The organism is Streptomyces sp. NPDC033165, from assembly GCF_055577965.1.
Genome location: NZ_JBVIPK010000006.1, coordinates 342,984 through 357,247, shown reverse-complemented (window position 1 = coordinate 357,247; position 14,264 = coordinate 342,984). Strand labels below are relative to the sequence as shown.

At 70.4% G+C, this 14,264-nt stretch carries 12 protein-coding genes, 1 tRNA gene and 1 pseudogene; 8 read left to right on the top strand and 6 right to left on the bottom strand.

Annotated features, from left to right (window positions below; genetic code table 11):
• Positions 1-56 precede the first annotated feature (56 nt).
• The gene (locus tag ACZ5WC_RS17590; protein ID WP_468541616.1) at positions 57-473 is read left to right on the top strand and encodes a hypothetical protein; all 417 of its coding nucleotides are present in this window, start codon (positions 57-59) and stop codon (positions 471-473) included.
• A gap of 446 nt (positions 474-919) precedes the next feature.
• Here the strand turns inward: ACZ5WC_RS17590 and ACZ5WC_RS17585 are convergent, their stop codons facing one another.
• Positions 920-2,326, bottom strand: coding sequence for a cystathionine beta-synthase (locus tag ACZ5WC_RS17585; RefSeq protein WP_468541615.1), 1,407 nt, complete (start codon positions 2,324-2,326; stop codon positions 920-922).
• 159 nt (positions 2,327-2,485) lie between these two features.
• Between ACZ5WC_RS17585 and ACZ5WC_RS17580 the strand changes: the two genes are divergently transcribed.
• The 3 genes from ACZ5WC_RS17580 to ACZ5WC_RS17570 all read left to right on the top strand — a co-directional run bounded on the left by ACZ5WC_RS17580 (position 2,486) and on the right by ACZ5WC_RS17570 (position 6,209).
• Positions 2,486-3,487: an SGNH/GDSL hydrolase family protein gene (locus tag ACZ5WC_RS17580; protein WP_096627013.1), complete on the top strand. Its 1,002-nt coding sequence runs from the start codon at positions 2,486-2,488 to the stop codon at positions 3,485-3,487.
• A 156-nt stretch (positions 3,488-3,643) separates the two neighbouring features.
• Entirely contained in the window at positions 3,644-4,864 is a 1,221-nt protein-coding gene (locus ACZ5WC_RS17575) for an acetyl-CoA C-acetyltransferase (protein ID WP_468541614.1), read from the top strand.
• A 490-nt stretch (positions 4,865-5,354) separates the two neighbouring features.
• Positions 5,355-6,209, top strand: a complete 855-nt coding sequence (locus ACZ5WC_RS17570) for a hypothetical protein (RefSeq protein ID WP_468541695.1) — start codon at positions 5,355-5,357, stop codon at positions 6,207-6,209.
• A gap of 18 nt (positions 6,210-6,227) precedes the next feature.
• On the opposite strand, the gene ACZ5WC_RS17565 is transcribed toward ACZ5WC_RS17570, so the two are convergent.
• Complete coding sequence (locus tag ACZ5WC_RS17565) at positions 6,228-6,545, bottom strand: hypothetical protein (RefSeq protein WP_468541613.1); 318 nt, start codon at positions 6,543-6,545, stop codon at positions 6,228-6,230.
• Positions 6,546-6,645: 100 nt separating this feature from the next.
• On the opposite strand from ACZ5WC_RS17565, the gene ACZ5WC_RS17560 reads away from it, so the two are divergent.
• The gene (locus ACZ5WC_RS17560) at positions 6,646-6,876 is read left to right on the top strand and encodes a DUF4287 domain-containing protein (RefSeq protein WP_096627009.1); all 231 of its coding nucleotides are present in this window, start codon (positions 6,646-6,648) and stop codon (positions 6,874-6,876) included.
• Between the two features lie 97 nt (positions 6,877-6,973).
• Here the strand turns inward: ACZ5WC_RS17560 and ACZ5WC_RS17555 are convergent, their stop codons facing one another.
• Positions 6,974-7,852 carry a Bax inhibitor-1/YccA family protein gene (locus tag ACZ5WC_RS17555; RefSeq protein WP_468541612.1) on the bottom strand — a complete coding sequence of 293 codons (879 nt, stop codon included), beginning with the start codon at positions 7,850-7,852 and terminating at the stop codon, positions 6,974-6,976.
• 741 nt (positions 7,853-8,593) lie between these two features.
• Here ACZ5WC_RS17555 and ACZ5WC_RS17550 point away from each other — a divergent pair.
• Positions 8,594-9,004: a VOC family protein gene (locus ACZ5WC_RS17550; protein ID WP_468541611.1), complete on the top strand. Its 411-nt coding sequence runs from the start codon at positions 8,594-8,596 to the stop codon at positions 9,002-9,004.
• A 66-nt stretch (positions 9,005-9,070) separates the two neighbouring features.
• Here the strand turns inward: ACZ5WC_RS17550 and ACZ5WC_RS17545 are convergent.
• From ACZ5WC_RS17545 to ACZ5WC_RS17535, 3 genes and pseudogenes are all read right to left on the bottom strand, one after another.
• Positions 9,071-9,289, bottom strand: a pseudogene (locus ACZ5WC_RS17545) (IS630 family transposase); the annotation flags it as partial.
• A 55-nt stretch (positions 9,290-9,344) separates the two neighbouring features.
• The gene (locus ACZ5WC_RS17540; RefSeq protein WP_468541610.1) at positions 9,345-9,728 is read right to left on the bottom strand and encodes a hypothetical protein; all 384 of its coding nucleotides are present in this window, start codon (positions 9,726-9,728) and stop codon (positions 9,345-9,347) included.
• A gap of 399 nt (positions 9,729-10,127) precedes the next feature.
• A tRNA-Leu gene (locus ACZ5WC_RS17535) sits at positions 10,128-10,213 on the bottom strand.
• A 589-nt stretch (positions 10,214-10,802) separates the two neighbouring features.
• Between ACZ5WC_RS17535 and ACZ5WC_RS17530 the strand changes: the two genes are divergently transcribed.
• Together ACZ5WC_RS17530 and ACZ5WC_RS17525 are read left to right on the top strand one after the other, a co-directional pair.
• Positions 10,803-11,573: an ABC transporter ATP-binding protein gene (locus ACZ5WC_RS17530; RefSeq protein WP_096627007.1), complete on the top strand. Its 771-nt coding sequence runs from the start codon at positions 10,803-10,805 to the stop codon at positions 11,571-11,573.
• A 67-nt stretch (positions 11,574-11,640) separates the two neighbouring features.
• On the top strand, positions 11,641-14,175 hold the full coding sequence (locus ACZ5WC_RS17525; RefSeq protein ID WP_468541609.1) for an ABC transporter permease: 2,535 nt from the start codon (positions 11,641-11,643) through the stop codon (positions 14,173-14,175).
• Positions 14,176-14,264 lie beyond the last annotated feature (89 nt).

Here is a 14,264-nt window from a genome sequence, read left to right as displayed (position 1 = left end):
GGATTCGGGGGCTATCCCCACTGTCACGGGGCCCGGGGTTCCGTACCGTGTTCGGCATGGAAGCCCGCGACCAGGAACTCAAGAAGGAGCTCTCCGCCACGCTCCATGCCCGTGGCGAGCTGGGAGCGGAGTATGAGGCCGCGCTCATCGACTCGTTCCTGGAGAAGGTCGAGCAGCGCCTCGACACCACGCTCGACCGCCAGGTCCGCAGGCAGCTGGCCGAGCAGCAGGGCACCGTGGCCCGGGGCGCGCGGCCGACGGAGCCGGGGAGCTTCGGGGAGCGGCATGGACTGGCGATCGTCTCGCTGGTCCTGGCCGTCCCCCTGTCCGCGATCGGTGTGGCGAACGCCGGGATCGAGGGACTGGTCGTGGCCTGGCTCGGCATCGTCGGGGTCAACGCGTTCCAGGCGTCACGGAACGGACAGCTGTTCCGCCGCCGGGACGAGCGCGCGATATCCGACTGGAAGGACTGAGCGGCTGAGGGAGCGCCGAAAGGGCTGAGCGCTGGAAGGTCCGAGCGCTGGAAGGCCTGGGCCCGGATGGTGTCGCGCGGCATGACCGTGCGGCCGGGCCCTCGAAGGAGCCCGGCCGCACCGGAGTATGTCGCGGGGCCGCCGCACCCCCGGTTGCCCGGGGGGCGGGACGACGGCGGTCCCCGCGAGGGACGCGGTCCGAGTCAGGGCCGGATACCCGCGTCCGGGCGACGGTGGAGGTCCGGGAGCCGCTCCGTAGTCCGGTGTCGCCGTTCTGGGTGCCGGCGGGTTTCCCTGCCGACACCCACCAATGTGCCGGAGCGGTGTTAAGCGGGTGCTGCGCGAACGTGACACGCTCGTACCGTTTTCGCGAAGCCCTGCCGCCGGACCCCGTCACGCTCCTTCCGGCCTCCGTCACGCCGGGCCGGAAGCGCCCTGCCGACCCGTCAGACCTTCGTCGTGCCCGCGTCCTTGGCGAGGAACGCCAGCAGGTCCTGGCGGCTCACCACACCCTTGGGCTTGCCCTCGACGAGCACGATCGCCGCGTCCGCGCCGTCGGTGCCGCTGAGCACGGCCATCAGGTCCTCGACCGGTTCGCCGGAGCCGACCTGCGGCAGCGGGGCCGACATGTGCTTCTCCAGCGGGTCGGTCAGCGAGGCGCGCTGGGTGAACAGCGCGTCCAGCAGCTGCCGTTCCACGACGGAGCCGATGACCTCGGCGGCCATCACGTCCGGGTGCCCGGCGCCCGGCTTCACGATCGGCATCTGGGAGACGCCGTACTCACGCAGCACCTCGATGGCCTCGCCGACCGTCTCCTCCGGGTGCATGTGGACGAGGGAGGGCATCGGGCCCTCCTTGAAGTCCAGGACCGCGCCCACGTTGGCGGAGGCGCCGGAGTCCTCCAGGAAGCCGTAGTCGGCCATCCACTCGTCGTTGAAGATCTTGCTCAGGTAGCCGCGGCCGCTGTCGGGGAGCAGCACCACGACGACGTCATCGGGGCCGAGCCGCTTGGCGACCTCCAGGGCGCCGACGACCGCCATGCCGCAGGAGCCGCCGACGAGCAGCCCCTCCTCCTTGGCGAGCCGGCGAGTCATCTGGAAGGAGTCCTTGTCGGACACCGCGACGATCTCGTCGGTGACGTTCCGGTCGTAGGCGCTCGGCCAGAAGTCCTCGCCGACGCCCTCGACCAGATACGGCCGACCGGAGCCGCCGGAGTAGACCGAGCCCTCCGGGTCCGCGCCGATGACCTGGACCGCGCCGTCGCTGATCTCCTTGAGGTAGCGCCCGGTGCCGCTGATCGTGCCGCCGGTGCCGACGCCCGCGACGAAGTGGGTGATCTTCCCCTCGGTCTGCTCCCACAGTTCGGGACCGGTGGTCTCGTAGTGCGAGCGCGGGTTGTTCGGGTTGGAGTACTGGTCCGGCTTCCAGGCGCCCGGCGTCTCGGTGACCAGCCGGTCGGAGACGTTGTAGTAGGAATCGGGGTGCTCGGGGTCAACGGCCGTGGGGCAGACGACGACCTCGGCGCCGTACGCGCGCAGCACGTTGATCTTGTCCGTGGACACCTTGTCCGGGCAGACGAAGATGCACTTGTAGCCCTTCTGCTGCGCGACGATGGCGAGGCCGACGCCGGTGTTGCCGCTGGTCGGCTCGACGATCGTGCCGCCGGGCTTCAGCTCCCCGCTCTGCTCGGCCGCCTCGATCATGCGCAGCGCGATGCGGTCCTTCACGGACCCGCCGGGGTTGAAGTACTCGACCTTGGCCAGGACGGTCGCCTGGATACCTGCCGTGACGTTGCGCAGCCTCACCAGCGGGGTGTTGCCGACAAGACTGATCATCGAATCGTGGAATTGCACCGTGTACTCCGGGATCTCCGAGATGGTCCGGCCCAGAGTATGCGTACGGGGAGGACTCTGCGTACGGGAAGGAGTACACGGAGGTCCTCGCGGGGCAGGTAGGTAGGTGTACGGCTGTACGGCGAGGAGAAGGTGGACCGGACTGTGTCGAGAGCAAGGGTGGCACGGCGGATCGCGGCGGGCGCGGCTTACGGCGGTGGCAGCATCGGGCTGATCGGTGCGGCGGCCGTGGGCGTGTTCCTGGCGGAGGTCCAGCTCGCGAAGAGGCAGGTGGGGGGCGGGACGGCTCCGGTTCCGCCGAGTGCGGACGGGCGCTACGGGGTGGCGTTCGCCGGTCCGTCCGATCCCCTGCGGCTCGGGATGCTCGGGGATTCGACGGCGGCGGGCCAGGGGGTGCGGCGGGCCGGGCAGACCCCGGGGGCGCTGCTCGCCTCGGGGCTCGCGGCGGTCGCCGAGCGGCCGGTGGACCTGCGGAACGTGGCCCTGCCGGGGGCCCGGTCGGACGATCTGGAGCGGCAGGTCTCGCTGCTGCTCGCGGACCCGGCGCGCACCCCGGACGTCTGCGTGATCATGATCGGGGCGAACGACGTCACCCACCGGATGCCCGCCACCCAGTCGGTGCGCTGTCTGACGACGGCGGTGCGCAGACTGCGGACGGCGGGGGCCGAGGTGGTCGTCGGGACCTGTCCGGACCTGGGCACGATCGAGCCGGTCTACCAGCCGCTGCGCTGGCTGGCCCGGCGGGTGAGCCGGCAGCTGGCGGCCGCGCAGACGATCGGGGCGGTGGAACAGGGCGGGCGCACGGTGTCGCTGGGGGATCTGCTGGGCCCGGAGTTCGCGGCGAACCCGCGCGAGCTGTTCGGCCCGGACAACTACCACCCGTCGGCCGAGGGGTACGCCACGGCGGCCATGGCGGTCCTGCCCACGCTCTGCGCGGTGCTGGGCCTGTGGCCGGAGAGCGACCGGCTGGACGGTGCGCGGCGCGAGGACATCCTCCCGGTGGCGAAGGCGGCCTCCCAGGCGGCCCGGGAGGCCGGTACGGAGGTCACGGGGGCCCGGGCGCCCTGGGCTCTCCTCAAGCACCGCAGGCGGCGGCGCCTGCCCTCCTCCACCGAGCCCATCCCGCACCCGCACCCGGACGCCGCCCACGGGCACGCGTAGCGGCGGCCGCCATCCACGGGAGGCGTGCCTGAGCAAGCGCTTAGAAAAGAGTTCCGCATCACACGGCCTGCCGGGTGACCCCGGCGATACGTCCGGGTAACTTCCAGAGGAGTTCTGCCTGTCCACACAGCCTTCCAGCCCTCATGGAGCCGCGTGATGCCCGAAGCCGTGATCGTCTCTGCCGCCCGTTCGCCGATCGGCCGCGCCTTCAAGGGGTCCCTGAAGGACCTGCGCGCGGACGACCTGACCGCCACGATCATCCAGACCGCGCTGGCCAAGGTTCCCGAGCTGGACCCGAAGGACATCGACGACCTGATGCTGGGCTGCGGTCTGCCCGGCGGCGAGCAGGGCAACAACCTGGGCCGCATCATCGCCGTGCAGATGGGGATGGACCACCTTCCCGGCTGCACGGTCACCCGCTACTGCTCCTCCTCGCTCCAGACCAGCCGGATGGCGCTGCACGCGATCAAGGCGGGCGAGGGCGATGTCTTCATCTCGGCCGGTGTCGAGATGGTGTCCCGCTTCACCAAGGGCAACTCCGACAGCCTGCCGGACACGCACAACCCGCTGTTCGCCGAGGCCGAGGCCCGTACCGCGGCCCGCGCCGAGGAGTCCGGCGCGGACTGGCACGACCCGCGCGAGGACGGCCTGGTCCCGGACGCGTACATCTCGATGGGGCAGACGGCCGAGAACCTGGCCCGGTCCAAGGGCGTCACCCGCCAGGACATGGACGAGTTCGGCGTACGGTCGCAGAACCTCGCCGAGGAAGCCCTGAAGAACGGCTTCTGGGCGCGGGAGATCACCCCGGTCACCACCCCCGACGGCACGGTCGTCTCCAAGGACGACGGCCCGCGCGCGGGGGTCACGCTGGAGGGCGTGCAGGGCCTGAAGCCGGTCTTCCGCCCCGACGGCCTGGTCACCGCGGGCAACTGCTGCCCGCTCAACGACGGCGCGGCCGCCCTGGTGATCATGTCCGACACGAAGGCGCGCGAGCTGGGTCTGACCCCGCTGGCCCGGATCGTCTCCACCGGTGTCTCCGGCCTCTCCCCCGAGATCATGGGCTACGGCCCGGTCGAGGCCAGCAAGCAGGCGCTGAAGCGGGCGGGCCTGACCATCGGCGACATCGACCTCGCGGAGATCAACGAGGCCTTCGCCGCCCAGGTCATCCCGTCCTACCGGGACCTCGGCCTGCCGCTGGAGAAGGTCAACGTCAACGGCGGCGCGATCGCGGTCGGCCACCCCTTCGGCATGACCGGCGCCCGCATCACCGGCACGCTGATCAACAGCCTCCAGTTCCACGACAAGCAGTTCGGCCTGGAGACGATGTGCGTGGGCGGCGGCCAGGGCATGGCGATGGTGATCGAGCGGCTGAGCTGAGGCGCAGCGGAGGGTAGGGGTCGCGCGAGGTACGAGTGCGGCACCTGCCCGCAGCGGAGGCGAAGCTCAGCGCGACCGCAAGCACGAGCGGCTGAGCTGAGGCGCAGCGGAGGGTAGGGGTCGCGCGAGGTACGAGTGCGGCACCTGCCCGCAGCGGAGGCGAAGCTCAGCGCGACCGTAAAAACGAGCGGCTGAGCTGAGGCCTCGTGGGCGCGGAAGGCCCGGCTGGACCTTCCGCGTCGCGGGGTTTTCGAACCCCGTCGAGCTCCGACCGTGACCGAATCTCCCCCAGGATGTGATCTGCACCCCGGGGGAGAGCCGTTTCCGCAGGTCACAGCATTTTGGACCTAAACATCGGACCGAAAGACCTGTCCATTTCGTGACGTAATGCACTGACAGCCCGTACCCCGACAGGCCAAGCTGATGTAGGAAGTCGGGGGTATCGATTGAAACCGGGAGTATGTCAGTGAGCGCCATGTCATTTGCCCTGTTGCTGACCACCGCCGCTGCCACGGCCGTCGGCGCCGCCGCGCTGCACGCCGCTCACGGGCTGCGCAAGCAGGTCGCGGCCCTGCGTACCGAGCTGGCCGACGGCTATGCCCAGGCTGCCTCCGTGCCACCGCAGAGCCGCAGTACGGCCACCCCCGCCGAGGAGATACGCGCGGCGGTCGCCGAGGCGCTGGCCGAGGAGCGGGAGCGGGAGCTGGCGGAGGCGCGCGCCTTCTGGGCGGCCCAGGAGGCCCGTGACGCCGCCGACGCCCCGTCCCTGCTGGGCGGTCTGTCGGGCCTCGGTGAGGACACCGCCCCGTACTACCTGCCCCGGCAGGCCGACTTCGCCGGTCTGGAGTCCCTGGACCTCGAAGCGGCCGAGGCGATGGAGGAGCTGGTCGAGCTCAGCGAGCGCACCCTCGCGGAGCACGAGGCCGGTGAGCTGACCGACCTTCCCGAGATCGCCGAGTTCCCCGAGGACTCCCCCGAGCTGGCCGCGGCCCGCCGCCGCCACCCCTCGCACCCGGACTTCGTCCCCGTACAGACGCCCGTGGTCACCGACCACGAGCGCACCGTGAGCCGCCTCGAAGAGCTGGCCGACCTGGCAACCGAGCTGACCGATGTGCGCCCCGGCCCGCTGGGCACGCTCGATGTGTACGTCTTCGCCGACGGCACCACGCTCTGTATGACCCCCGGCCACCGCGAGACCGCCGAGCGGCTCTCCGAGGCGCTGCGGGCGGGTCGGCAGCCGGTCCTGCTGGGCGGCTCGGGCGTCTCCGGCGCCTATGCGCTGACCTTCTCCTGCGGCGAGGACAACGTCTACATCCTCGCGGACCGCGTCATCGCCTCGTTCTGACCGGCCGGCTCGCGCTTCCTAGCGGAAAGCCCGCGCCGCCGCTTCCTCGACGTATCGCACGGCCTCGTCCAGCTCCTGGGGCGGGGCCGTTTCCAGTGCCACGGCCAGGTCCCGCCCGGCGACGGCGAGTTGGTCGCCCACGACGAACATCCCGGCGTCCGGCAGCTCACGCGGCCCGCAGTCCGGGCTCTCCAGGCGCTGGGCCCGGGCGGCGAGTTCGCGGGCGGTGGCCAGGGCCTCGGCGGCCAGGCCGCGCCGGAGGCGGCTCTGCGGGGCCGAGCGCAGCCGGTCGGCGAAGCGGTCCACGGCCTGGATGAGGGGCGTCGTATCGAGCACTCCGCGACCCTACGCGCCCTCACGGCATGGTTGCCAACGGCTGTCTGCTCGGGCACGGTGTCGGGAAGGAACAGCTACGCGCACTGCGTCGGAGGCGCCGATGTCGCATGTCTTCTCCGAAGAAACCCATCGCAATCTGCTCGCCCGCATCCCTCAATGCACCGGTCGTGAGATCTCCGACTGGCTCCGGACCGTCGACGAAGGCCCCTCTCTCATCCGCTTCGAGGAGAAGGTCAGCTGGCTGCGCGGTGAGCACGAGCTCGCCTATGGCCACGCCAAGGCGATCATCCACGAGCACGACCTGAGGCGGGCCGCTCGCAAGCTGTTGTGAGCCGCCCGCCCCGGACGCGGAAGGGCCCGCAGGCATCGTGCCTGCGGGCCCTTCCGGTGTCGCGGTGTTACGGGTGGTGCGGGTCCTGCGCCGTGGGTCAGTCGTCGCCGCTGAGGATCGCGACCAGGCGCAGCATCTCGATGTAGATCCACACCAGGGTCACGGTGAGGCCGAAGGCCGCCAGCCAGGCCTCCTCGCGCGGAGCGCCGTACGCGATGCCGTCCTCGACCTGCTTGAAGTTGAGGGCGAGGATGCACGCGCCGATCACGATGGCCACGATGCCGAAGATGATGCCGAGCGCACCGCTGCGGAAGCCGAGGCCGTCACCGCCGCCGAACACGGCGAACAGCATGTTGACCATCATCAGCAGCATGAAGCCGATGGCGGCGGCCATCACGAAGCCGTAGAAGCGGCGCGTGACCCGGATCAGACCGGTGCGGTAGGCGATCAGCACACCGGCGAAGACCGCCATCGTGCCGAGCACCGCCTGCATCGCGGCGCCGGGAGCGACGTAGACACTGACGATGTTGCTGACGATGCCGAGGAAGACACCCTCGAACGCCGCGTACGTCAGGATCAGCGCCGGCGAGGGCCGGCGCTTGAACGAGTTCACCAGCGACAGCACGAAGCCGATGAGCGCGGCGCCGATGGCCACGCCGTAGGCGCTGCCCAGGTTCGCCTGGTCGACGGGCATGACCCACCACGCGATGGCAGCGGCCACGATCACGGTGCCGAGCGTCATCGCCGTACGCGTCACCACGTCGTCGATGGTCATCGCGTCGGTGCGCGCGGGCGCCGGGGCGCCGGGCTGGGTGCCCTGTGCGTAAGGGTTGGTGGCGTACGGGTTTGCGGCGGTGCCCTGCGCGAACGGGTTGGTCCCCGCGGCGGCCCCGGCCTGCGGCGCCGCGTTGAAGCTCGCGTGGCCGTTGTCGCGGCTGAACCCCCGTCGCGAGAAGACCGGGTTGCTGCTCCTCATCTCACTCCTCCATGGCCACACTGCATGGCCTCGCCACAAGAGTAATGGGTAGGCAAAAGGATGACCCTAGTGCCAGGGGAGGATCTTTGTGGCAGCCGTGCCGCCCCGGCCCCCGGAAGCCGCCCGGCGCCCGGTGTACGGGGCCGGGGCCGCTGTCACCTCTTCGGTCACGGTCAGGGCCGTCCGGGTCACGCTCGGTGCGGTGCGTGGTGCCCGGAGCCGGACTCGAACCGGTGCTGTCACCCCCGCTGGCCTGCGGCGATTCTTTGACCTGCGAGCATCCTCCCGCATCTTGCGCCGTCGGCGCGCAGCCGTGTTCCCGTGGAACAGGCACCCCATCCCCCTTGGAGATGACGATGGGCCCGGCAGAATCCTGCCGGGCCCGCCTGCGGCCCTGTCCGGCTTTGCGGAGCATGGACAGCACCACTGTCGCCGTGCCCTCGGGCACAGCGAGTCACGGGGATCACTCGGTTCTTTGGCCGATCCCGTTCGTACTTGAACCGTGCTGCTGCACCGCGACCAGGCCAACCATGAATCCGGTGGCAGATCAGCCCGGGATCGCCCGTTCGTGAACGCCGACCCCGTAGTGCTGCGGCCGGACGGGTCAACCGGCTCGCGCCGCCCGGCAGGGTTCCGGTCACAGGACTAGGACCTGTGGTCCAGGGCCATCGGCCGATGGCCGCGCGAGAGCCTGATATCTAGGCTGCTGAGCAGGAATCGGCAGCGCCAGAAGAGGTCACCATGCCCGTCAACGGTCATAGTCACATCCGGGTCGCCCGGCCTTCCCGGGACCTGGCGGTGGCCGAGCGGTTCTGGGTGCGGGGGCTGGGACTCGGTGTGGTGTGGCGGGCCGAGGGCGAGCCGGAACCCGGTGGGCACGACCTGCTCATGGTGGGCTGGCCGGACGCCGACTGGCATCTGGAGCTGGTCCACGAGCCCTCCCGGCCCGTCGAGCCCCGTCCCACCGAGGAGGACCTGCTGGTGATCTACGTCGAGGGACCGGTGCCCGATGACCTGGTCACCCGGCTGGAGGAGCACGGCGGCAAGCGGGTGGCGTCGCCGAACCCGTACTGGAACCGGTGGGGCGTCACAATCGAGGACCCGGACGGCTACCGGCTCGTGCTCTGCGAGCGGGGCTGGTCGAACGCGTAGCGGCGGGTGCTCGCTGGGCGCGCTGTCCCTCGTTCGTGCTGTGACCGCACAGGTTCGCCGGGTCGTTCAGGCCGCGGTGGCGAGGGGGCGGCCGCCCCAGCGAATGCCTTTCCCACTTCGGACGCGGGCACGTACCGTGCGTTCGGCCGCCAGGACGTCGCGGTGGCGGGCGTTGGCGTTGCGCCGACGCAGGTAGGCGTGCAGGGCCCGGGTCCGCACGGTGTGGTTGGGGTGGTTCGAGTTGGCGATGGTGAACTGCCTCAGCGGCCCGAAGTGTGGCGCGATCCGGCTACCCCCGGGACGGTCGAGGTCGGGGGTGCCTTTGACCAGCGGACCGCGATCAAGCTCGTCGACGACGCCGCGCAAGGACGGCGGCAATCGCCATCGCGAGGGTAGTGCCGGCGGCGGTCCAGAACACGAGCTTGGCAGTCGCCCCGTTGGCCGTCCGCAACTCCCCATCTGCGTGGAGGCAGAACGAGTCGGGCGGGAAATACTGCGAGACAGGCGTGCCGCCCGTGCCGTAGCAGGGCGACGTATCGGGGAACAGGGTCGGCTGCGCGCGCTGCGAGAGGGCCCCGCCGATGACCACTGTCAGCCACCCGGCCAGCAAGAACACAACCAGTATCCAGCCAGGGATTCTCGCTCGCCGCCCCAGCAGCCAAATCAGGGCGGTGGGCGTGCCGAAAACGACAAGCACAGCGGACAGCAAGATCAGAGCATTCATGGTCTTACGACCGTACTAGTTGCATTGCCCCGCAAGGCTCGCCGGGTTGCTGGTCGTGACGGTTGGATGTGCGGTGGCATCCTCCCCGATCGCTGGGGGCGCGGTGGCTGACCTGGCCCCTCAGTGGGCGGGGGCCGTCCGCATCGGCCGTGAGGCCTTACGGTGCCTGCTCCGGCGCCGCGGCATCGCCTTCCAGCGCACCAAGACCTGGAAGCAGTCCCGGCCGCCGCCGAGCCGCCCCTTCACCTGGCAGCCCGTGATCTCGCCGTGCTTGTTCTTGCGGGGGGGGGCACTGATGCGATGAGCGGAAGTCGGCACCGTGTTCCCATGGTGTTCCCACACCGACCCGCGTGGGACATGAACTCGCGCCGTTATTCCTGGTCACACACTGTGAGAGTGTGGTGCCCGGAGCCGGACTCGAACCGGCACGCCCCCGAGGGGCAGCGAGGTTTAAGCTCGCCGTGTCTACGTTCCACCATCCGGGCGTGCCGCGCGGCTCCGCGTTGGCTACCGACCCTATCCGGGGGCGTCCCTCGATCAGCGGAACAGTGGCGCGATGTTGTCTTATTTTATTGACTGCTTGAGGGGTCGTCAGCACACCCGGCCGGGCTGCCCCCACGCCCGCGCCCGATCCCTGCCGGGCGACACGCCGTGTTGGGAATGACGGAAAGTCGCCGCACCCGTACGGCCCAATGCGCCAGGTTCGCGCCAGGCTTCGCCAGGGTGTCCGCCACCCTCGGGTCCCGTGGCGCCCGGGAAGCCCGCCGTCCGCCCGAGACCTCCTCCGGGGCCCGCGCCCGGCCCCCCGAGAGCACAGGTCACCCTGCGTGATCGCCGAGTGGCGGAAGCGGGACCCAGCGGGGTGGGGCTCCTCCTGGCTCAGGGTCGGTGTCATACCCCAGGAGGACGGATTCACCCCTGCGATGCGACTCAAGACGGCCACCGGAACGGGCTTCCGGAGTGACGCCCCGGCGCGATCGGGACGTGACGATGGAGTAAGTCCCCGGGCAGCGCCGTCAGCGCCCGCCCCGCACCTCGTGTGCCATCCGCATCACCCGAACCAGGAGCGTCCTTGTGACCACCACCCCCACCGTTCACCGCGCCACCGCGGTAGCCGCCCGCGCCACGGAGCTGTCGAAGGTCTACGGCCAGGGTGAGACGCAGGTCGTCGCCCTGGACCGGGTGACCGTGGACTTCCCGCAGGGCGAGTTCACCGCGATCATGGGCCCCTCGGGCTCCGGCAAGTCGACGCTGATGCACTGCGTGGCCGGTCTCGACAGCTTCAGCAGCGGTTCGGTCCGCATCGGCGACACCGAGCTCGGGACGCTGAAGGACAAGCAGCTCACCCAGCTGCGCCGGGACAAGATCGGCTTCATCTTCCAGGCGTTCAACCTGCTGCCGACGCTCACCGCGCTGGAGAACATCACCCTGCCGATGGACATCGCGGGCCGGAAGCCGGACGCCGCGTGGCTCCAGAAGGTCATCGACATGGTGGGGCTCTCCGAGCGGCTCAAGCACCGCCCGACCGAGCTCTCCGGCGGTCAGCAGCAGCGCGTCGCCGTGGCCCGCGCCCTGGCCTCGCAGCCCGAGATCATCTTCGGTGACGAGCCGACCGGAAACCTGGACTCCCGCTCCGGCGCCGAGGTCCTCGGCTTTCTGCGCAACTCCGTGCGCGAGCTGGGCCAGACCGTGGTGATGGTCACGCACGACCCGGTGGCCGCCTCCTACGCGGACCGGGTCATCTTCCTCGCGGACGGCGCGGTCGTCGACCAGATGATGCACCCCACCGCCGACGGAGTCCTCGACCGTATGAAGGCGTTCGACGCGAAGGGCCGCACCAGCTGACGCGTACGGCCCAAGGCCCGACCGCGTCCCCCTCCCCCTTCCGGAACCCATCCCAGGACACTCAGACATGTTCCGTACCGCCCTGCGCAATGTGCTCGCGCACAAGGCCAGGCTGCTGATGACCGTGCTCGCCGTCATGCTCGGCGTAGCGTTCGTCTCCGGCACCCTGGTCTTCACCGACACCCTCGGCAACGCCTTCCGCAACCAGTCGGCCAAGAGCTACGACGACGTCGCCGTCGCCGTCTCGACCCACGCCGGCGGCCGCGACGACAAGACCCCCGGCCTCGACGAGGCCACCCTGGACAAGATCCGCGGCCTGGACGGCGTGGCCTCCGCCACCGGCCGGGTCAACGGCTTCGCCGGGGTCGCCGACCCGGACGGCAAGCTGATCGGCAACGGCTGGTCCAACACCGGCGGCAACTTCGCCCCCGGCAAGGACGGCAAGGACGGCGCGTACGACTTCACCCAGGGCACCGGCCCGGTGAAGAACGGTCAGATCGCGCTCGACAAGGACACCGCGGAGAAGGGCAAGTACCGCGTCGGCGACCCGGTGCGGGTCGCCACCAACGGCCCGGTGAAGGAGTACACCCTCTCCGGTGTCTTCACCACCGAGGACGGCGCGGTCAACGCGGGCGGCAGCCTCGTACTGTTCGACACCCCGACCGCCCAGAAGCTCTACCTGAAGCCCGGCGTCTTCCAGGACGCCACCGTGACCGCCGCCGCGGGCGCCTCCGACCAGAAGCTGCTGGACGAGATCCTGCCGCTGCTGCCCAAGGAGGCGACAGCGCAGACCGGCAAGGCGCTCGCCGACCAGCAGGCCGAGGACATCGAGAGCGGCCTCACCAGCCTCAACACCATGCTGCTGGCCTTCGCGGGCATCGCCCTGTTCGTCGGGGTCTTCCTCATCGCCAACACCTTCACCATGCTGGTCGCCCAGCGGACCCGTGAGCTGGCCCTGATGCGGGCCATCGGCGCCTCCCGCCGCCAGGTCAAGCGCTCGGTGCTGATCGAGGCCGCCGTCGTCGGCACGCTCGCCTCCGTCATCGGCTTCGCCCTCGGCCTCGGCCTCGCCACCGGCCTGCGCTCCGCCATGGGGCTCCTCGGCGGCAAGATCCCCGCGGGCCCGCTGGTCGTCTCCCCGGTCGCGGTCGGGTCCGCCTTCGCCGTCGGCATCCTGATCACCGTGCTGGCCGCCTGGCTGCCCGCCCGCCGGGCCGCGAAGATCGCCCCGGTGGCCGCGATGAGCAGCGTGCACGCCACGGCCTCCGTGAAGTCCCTGGTCGTACGGAACTCCATCGGCGGTGTGATCGCCCTGCTCGGTGCGGCGGGCATCGTCGGCGGCGCGGCCTCGGGCGGCACCTCGGGCCGTCAGCTGGTCGCGGCCGGGGCGTTCTTCGCCCTGATCGGCATCATCATCCTGATCCCGCTGCTGTCCCGTCCGGTCATCGCCCTCGTGCGGCCGCTGCTGAAGAAGCTGTTCGGCGTCTCCGGGAAGCTCGCCTCGCAGAACGCGGTCCGCAACCCGCGGCGTACCGGAGCCACGGCCTCCGCGCTGGCGATCGGGCTGACCCTGGTCACCGGGATCTCGGTGCTCGGCGTCACCCTCGGCCAGGCCATCGACAAGATGACCACGGACAACATCAAGGCCGACTACATGGTCACGATGGCCAGTGGCGACTCGCTCGACCGGTCGGCGCTCACCGCCCTGGAGAAGGCCGACGGGGTCTCCGCGATCTCCCCGCAGCAGGCTGCCTGGTTCGAGGTCGACGGGGAGTTCCAGTCCGCCTCCGGCGTCAACCCGGGTGATGTGGAGAAGGTCTTCTCGCTGGAGACCGTCTCCGGTTCGCTGAGCTCGCTGAAGGACGGCCAGGTCGCGGTCGGCTCCAAGACCGCGAAGTCGAACGGCTGGAAGACCGGCGACACCCTCCCGGTGAAGTTCGACGACGACAAGAAGGGCGAGATCACGGTCGGGGCGGTCTACAAGGAGAACGACTTCCTGTCGACCTTCGTGATCCCCAAGGAGCTCGCCGACCAGCACAGCGCGTCCTCCCGCCCCGAGATCCGCGAGATCTGGATCAAGACGGACGGCGGCGCGAGCAAGGCCAACGAGCAGTCCATCGTGGACGCGCTCGGCGACAACCCGGCGATGAGCGTCATGGACCGGCAGGACATCCGTGACATGTTCGGCGGCTTCATCAACACCGCCCTGAACATCATGTACGGGCTGCTCGCCATGGCCCTGCTGATCGCGGTCCTCGGGGTCGTGAACACCCTCGCGATGTCGGTGTTCGAGCGGCAGCAGGAGATCGGCATGCTCCGCGCGATCGGTCTCGACCGCGGCCGTGTCAAGCGGATGATCCGTCTGGAGGCCATCGTCATCTCGGTCTTCGGCGCGGTGATCGGGGTCGGCCTCGGGGTGTTCCTCGGCTGGGCGATCGGGCGGACGCTGTCCGCCGACATCCCCGGCTACGCCCTGGTCATCCCGTGGGACCGGCTCGCGATCTTCCTGCTCCTCGCCGGGCTGGTGGGCGTCCTCGCCTCGCTGTGGCCCGCCCGCAGCGCGGCGAAGCTCAACATGCTGACGGCGATCAAGACCGAGTAGGCGGGCGGCCCGAGGGCCGGGACGAGGGGACGACGAGGGGCCGGTGCACCGCTGGGAAGCGGAGCACCGGCCCCTCGCCCGTACCGGAG

Excerpts from the sequence above, each read along its gene's own strand:
- ACZ5WC_RS17550 (WP_468541611.1), top strand. The coding sequence starts at position 8,594 with ATGCCCGTCAACGGTCATAGTCACATCCGGGTCGCCCGGCCTTCCCGG.
- ACZ5WC_RS17555 (WP_468541612.1), bottom strand. The coding sequence starts at position 7,852 with ATGAGGAGCAGCAACCCGGTCTTCTCGCGACGGGGGTTCAGCCGCGAC.
- ACZ5WC_RS17560 (WP_096627009.1), top strand. The coding sequence starts at position 6,646 with ATGTCGCATGTCTTCTCCGAAGAAACCCATCGCAATCTGCTCGCCCGC.
- ACZ5WC_RS17590 (WP_468541616.1), top strand. The coding sequence starts at position 57 with ATGGAAGCCCGCGACCAGGAACTCAAGAAGGAGCTCTCCGCCACGCTC.
- ACZ5WC_RS17525 (WP_468541609.1), top strand. The coding sequence starts at position 11,641 with ATGTTCCGTACCGCCCTGCGCAATGTGCTCGCGCACAAGGCCAGGCTG.
- ACZ5WC_RS17540 (WP_468541610.1), bottom strand. The coding sequence starts at position 9,728 with ATGAATGCTCTGATCTTGCTGTCCGCTGTGCTTGTCGTTTTCGGCACG.
- ACZ5WC_RS17575 (WP_468541614.1), top strand. The coding sequence starts at position 3,644 with ATGCCCGAAGCCGTGATCGTCTCTGCCGCCCGTTCGCCGATCGGCCGC.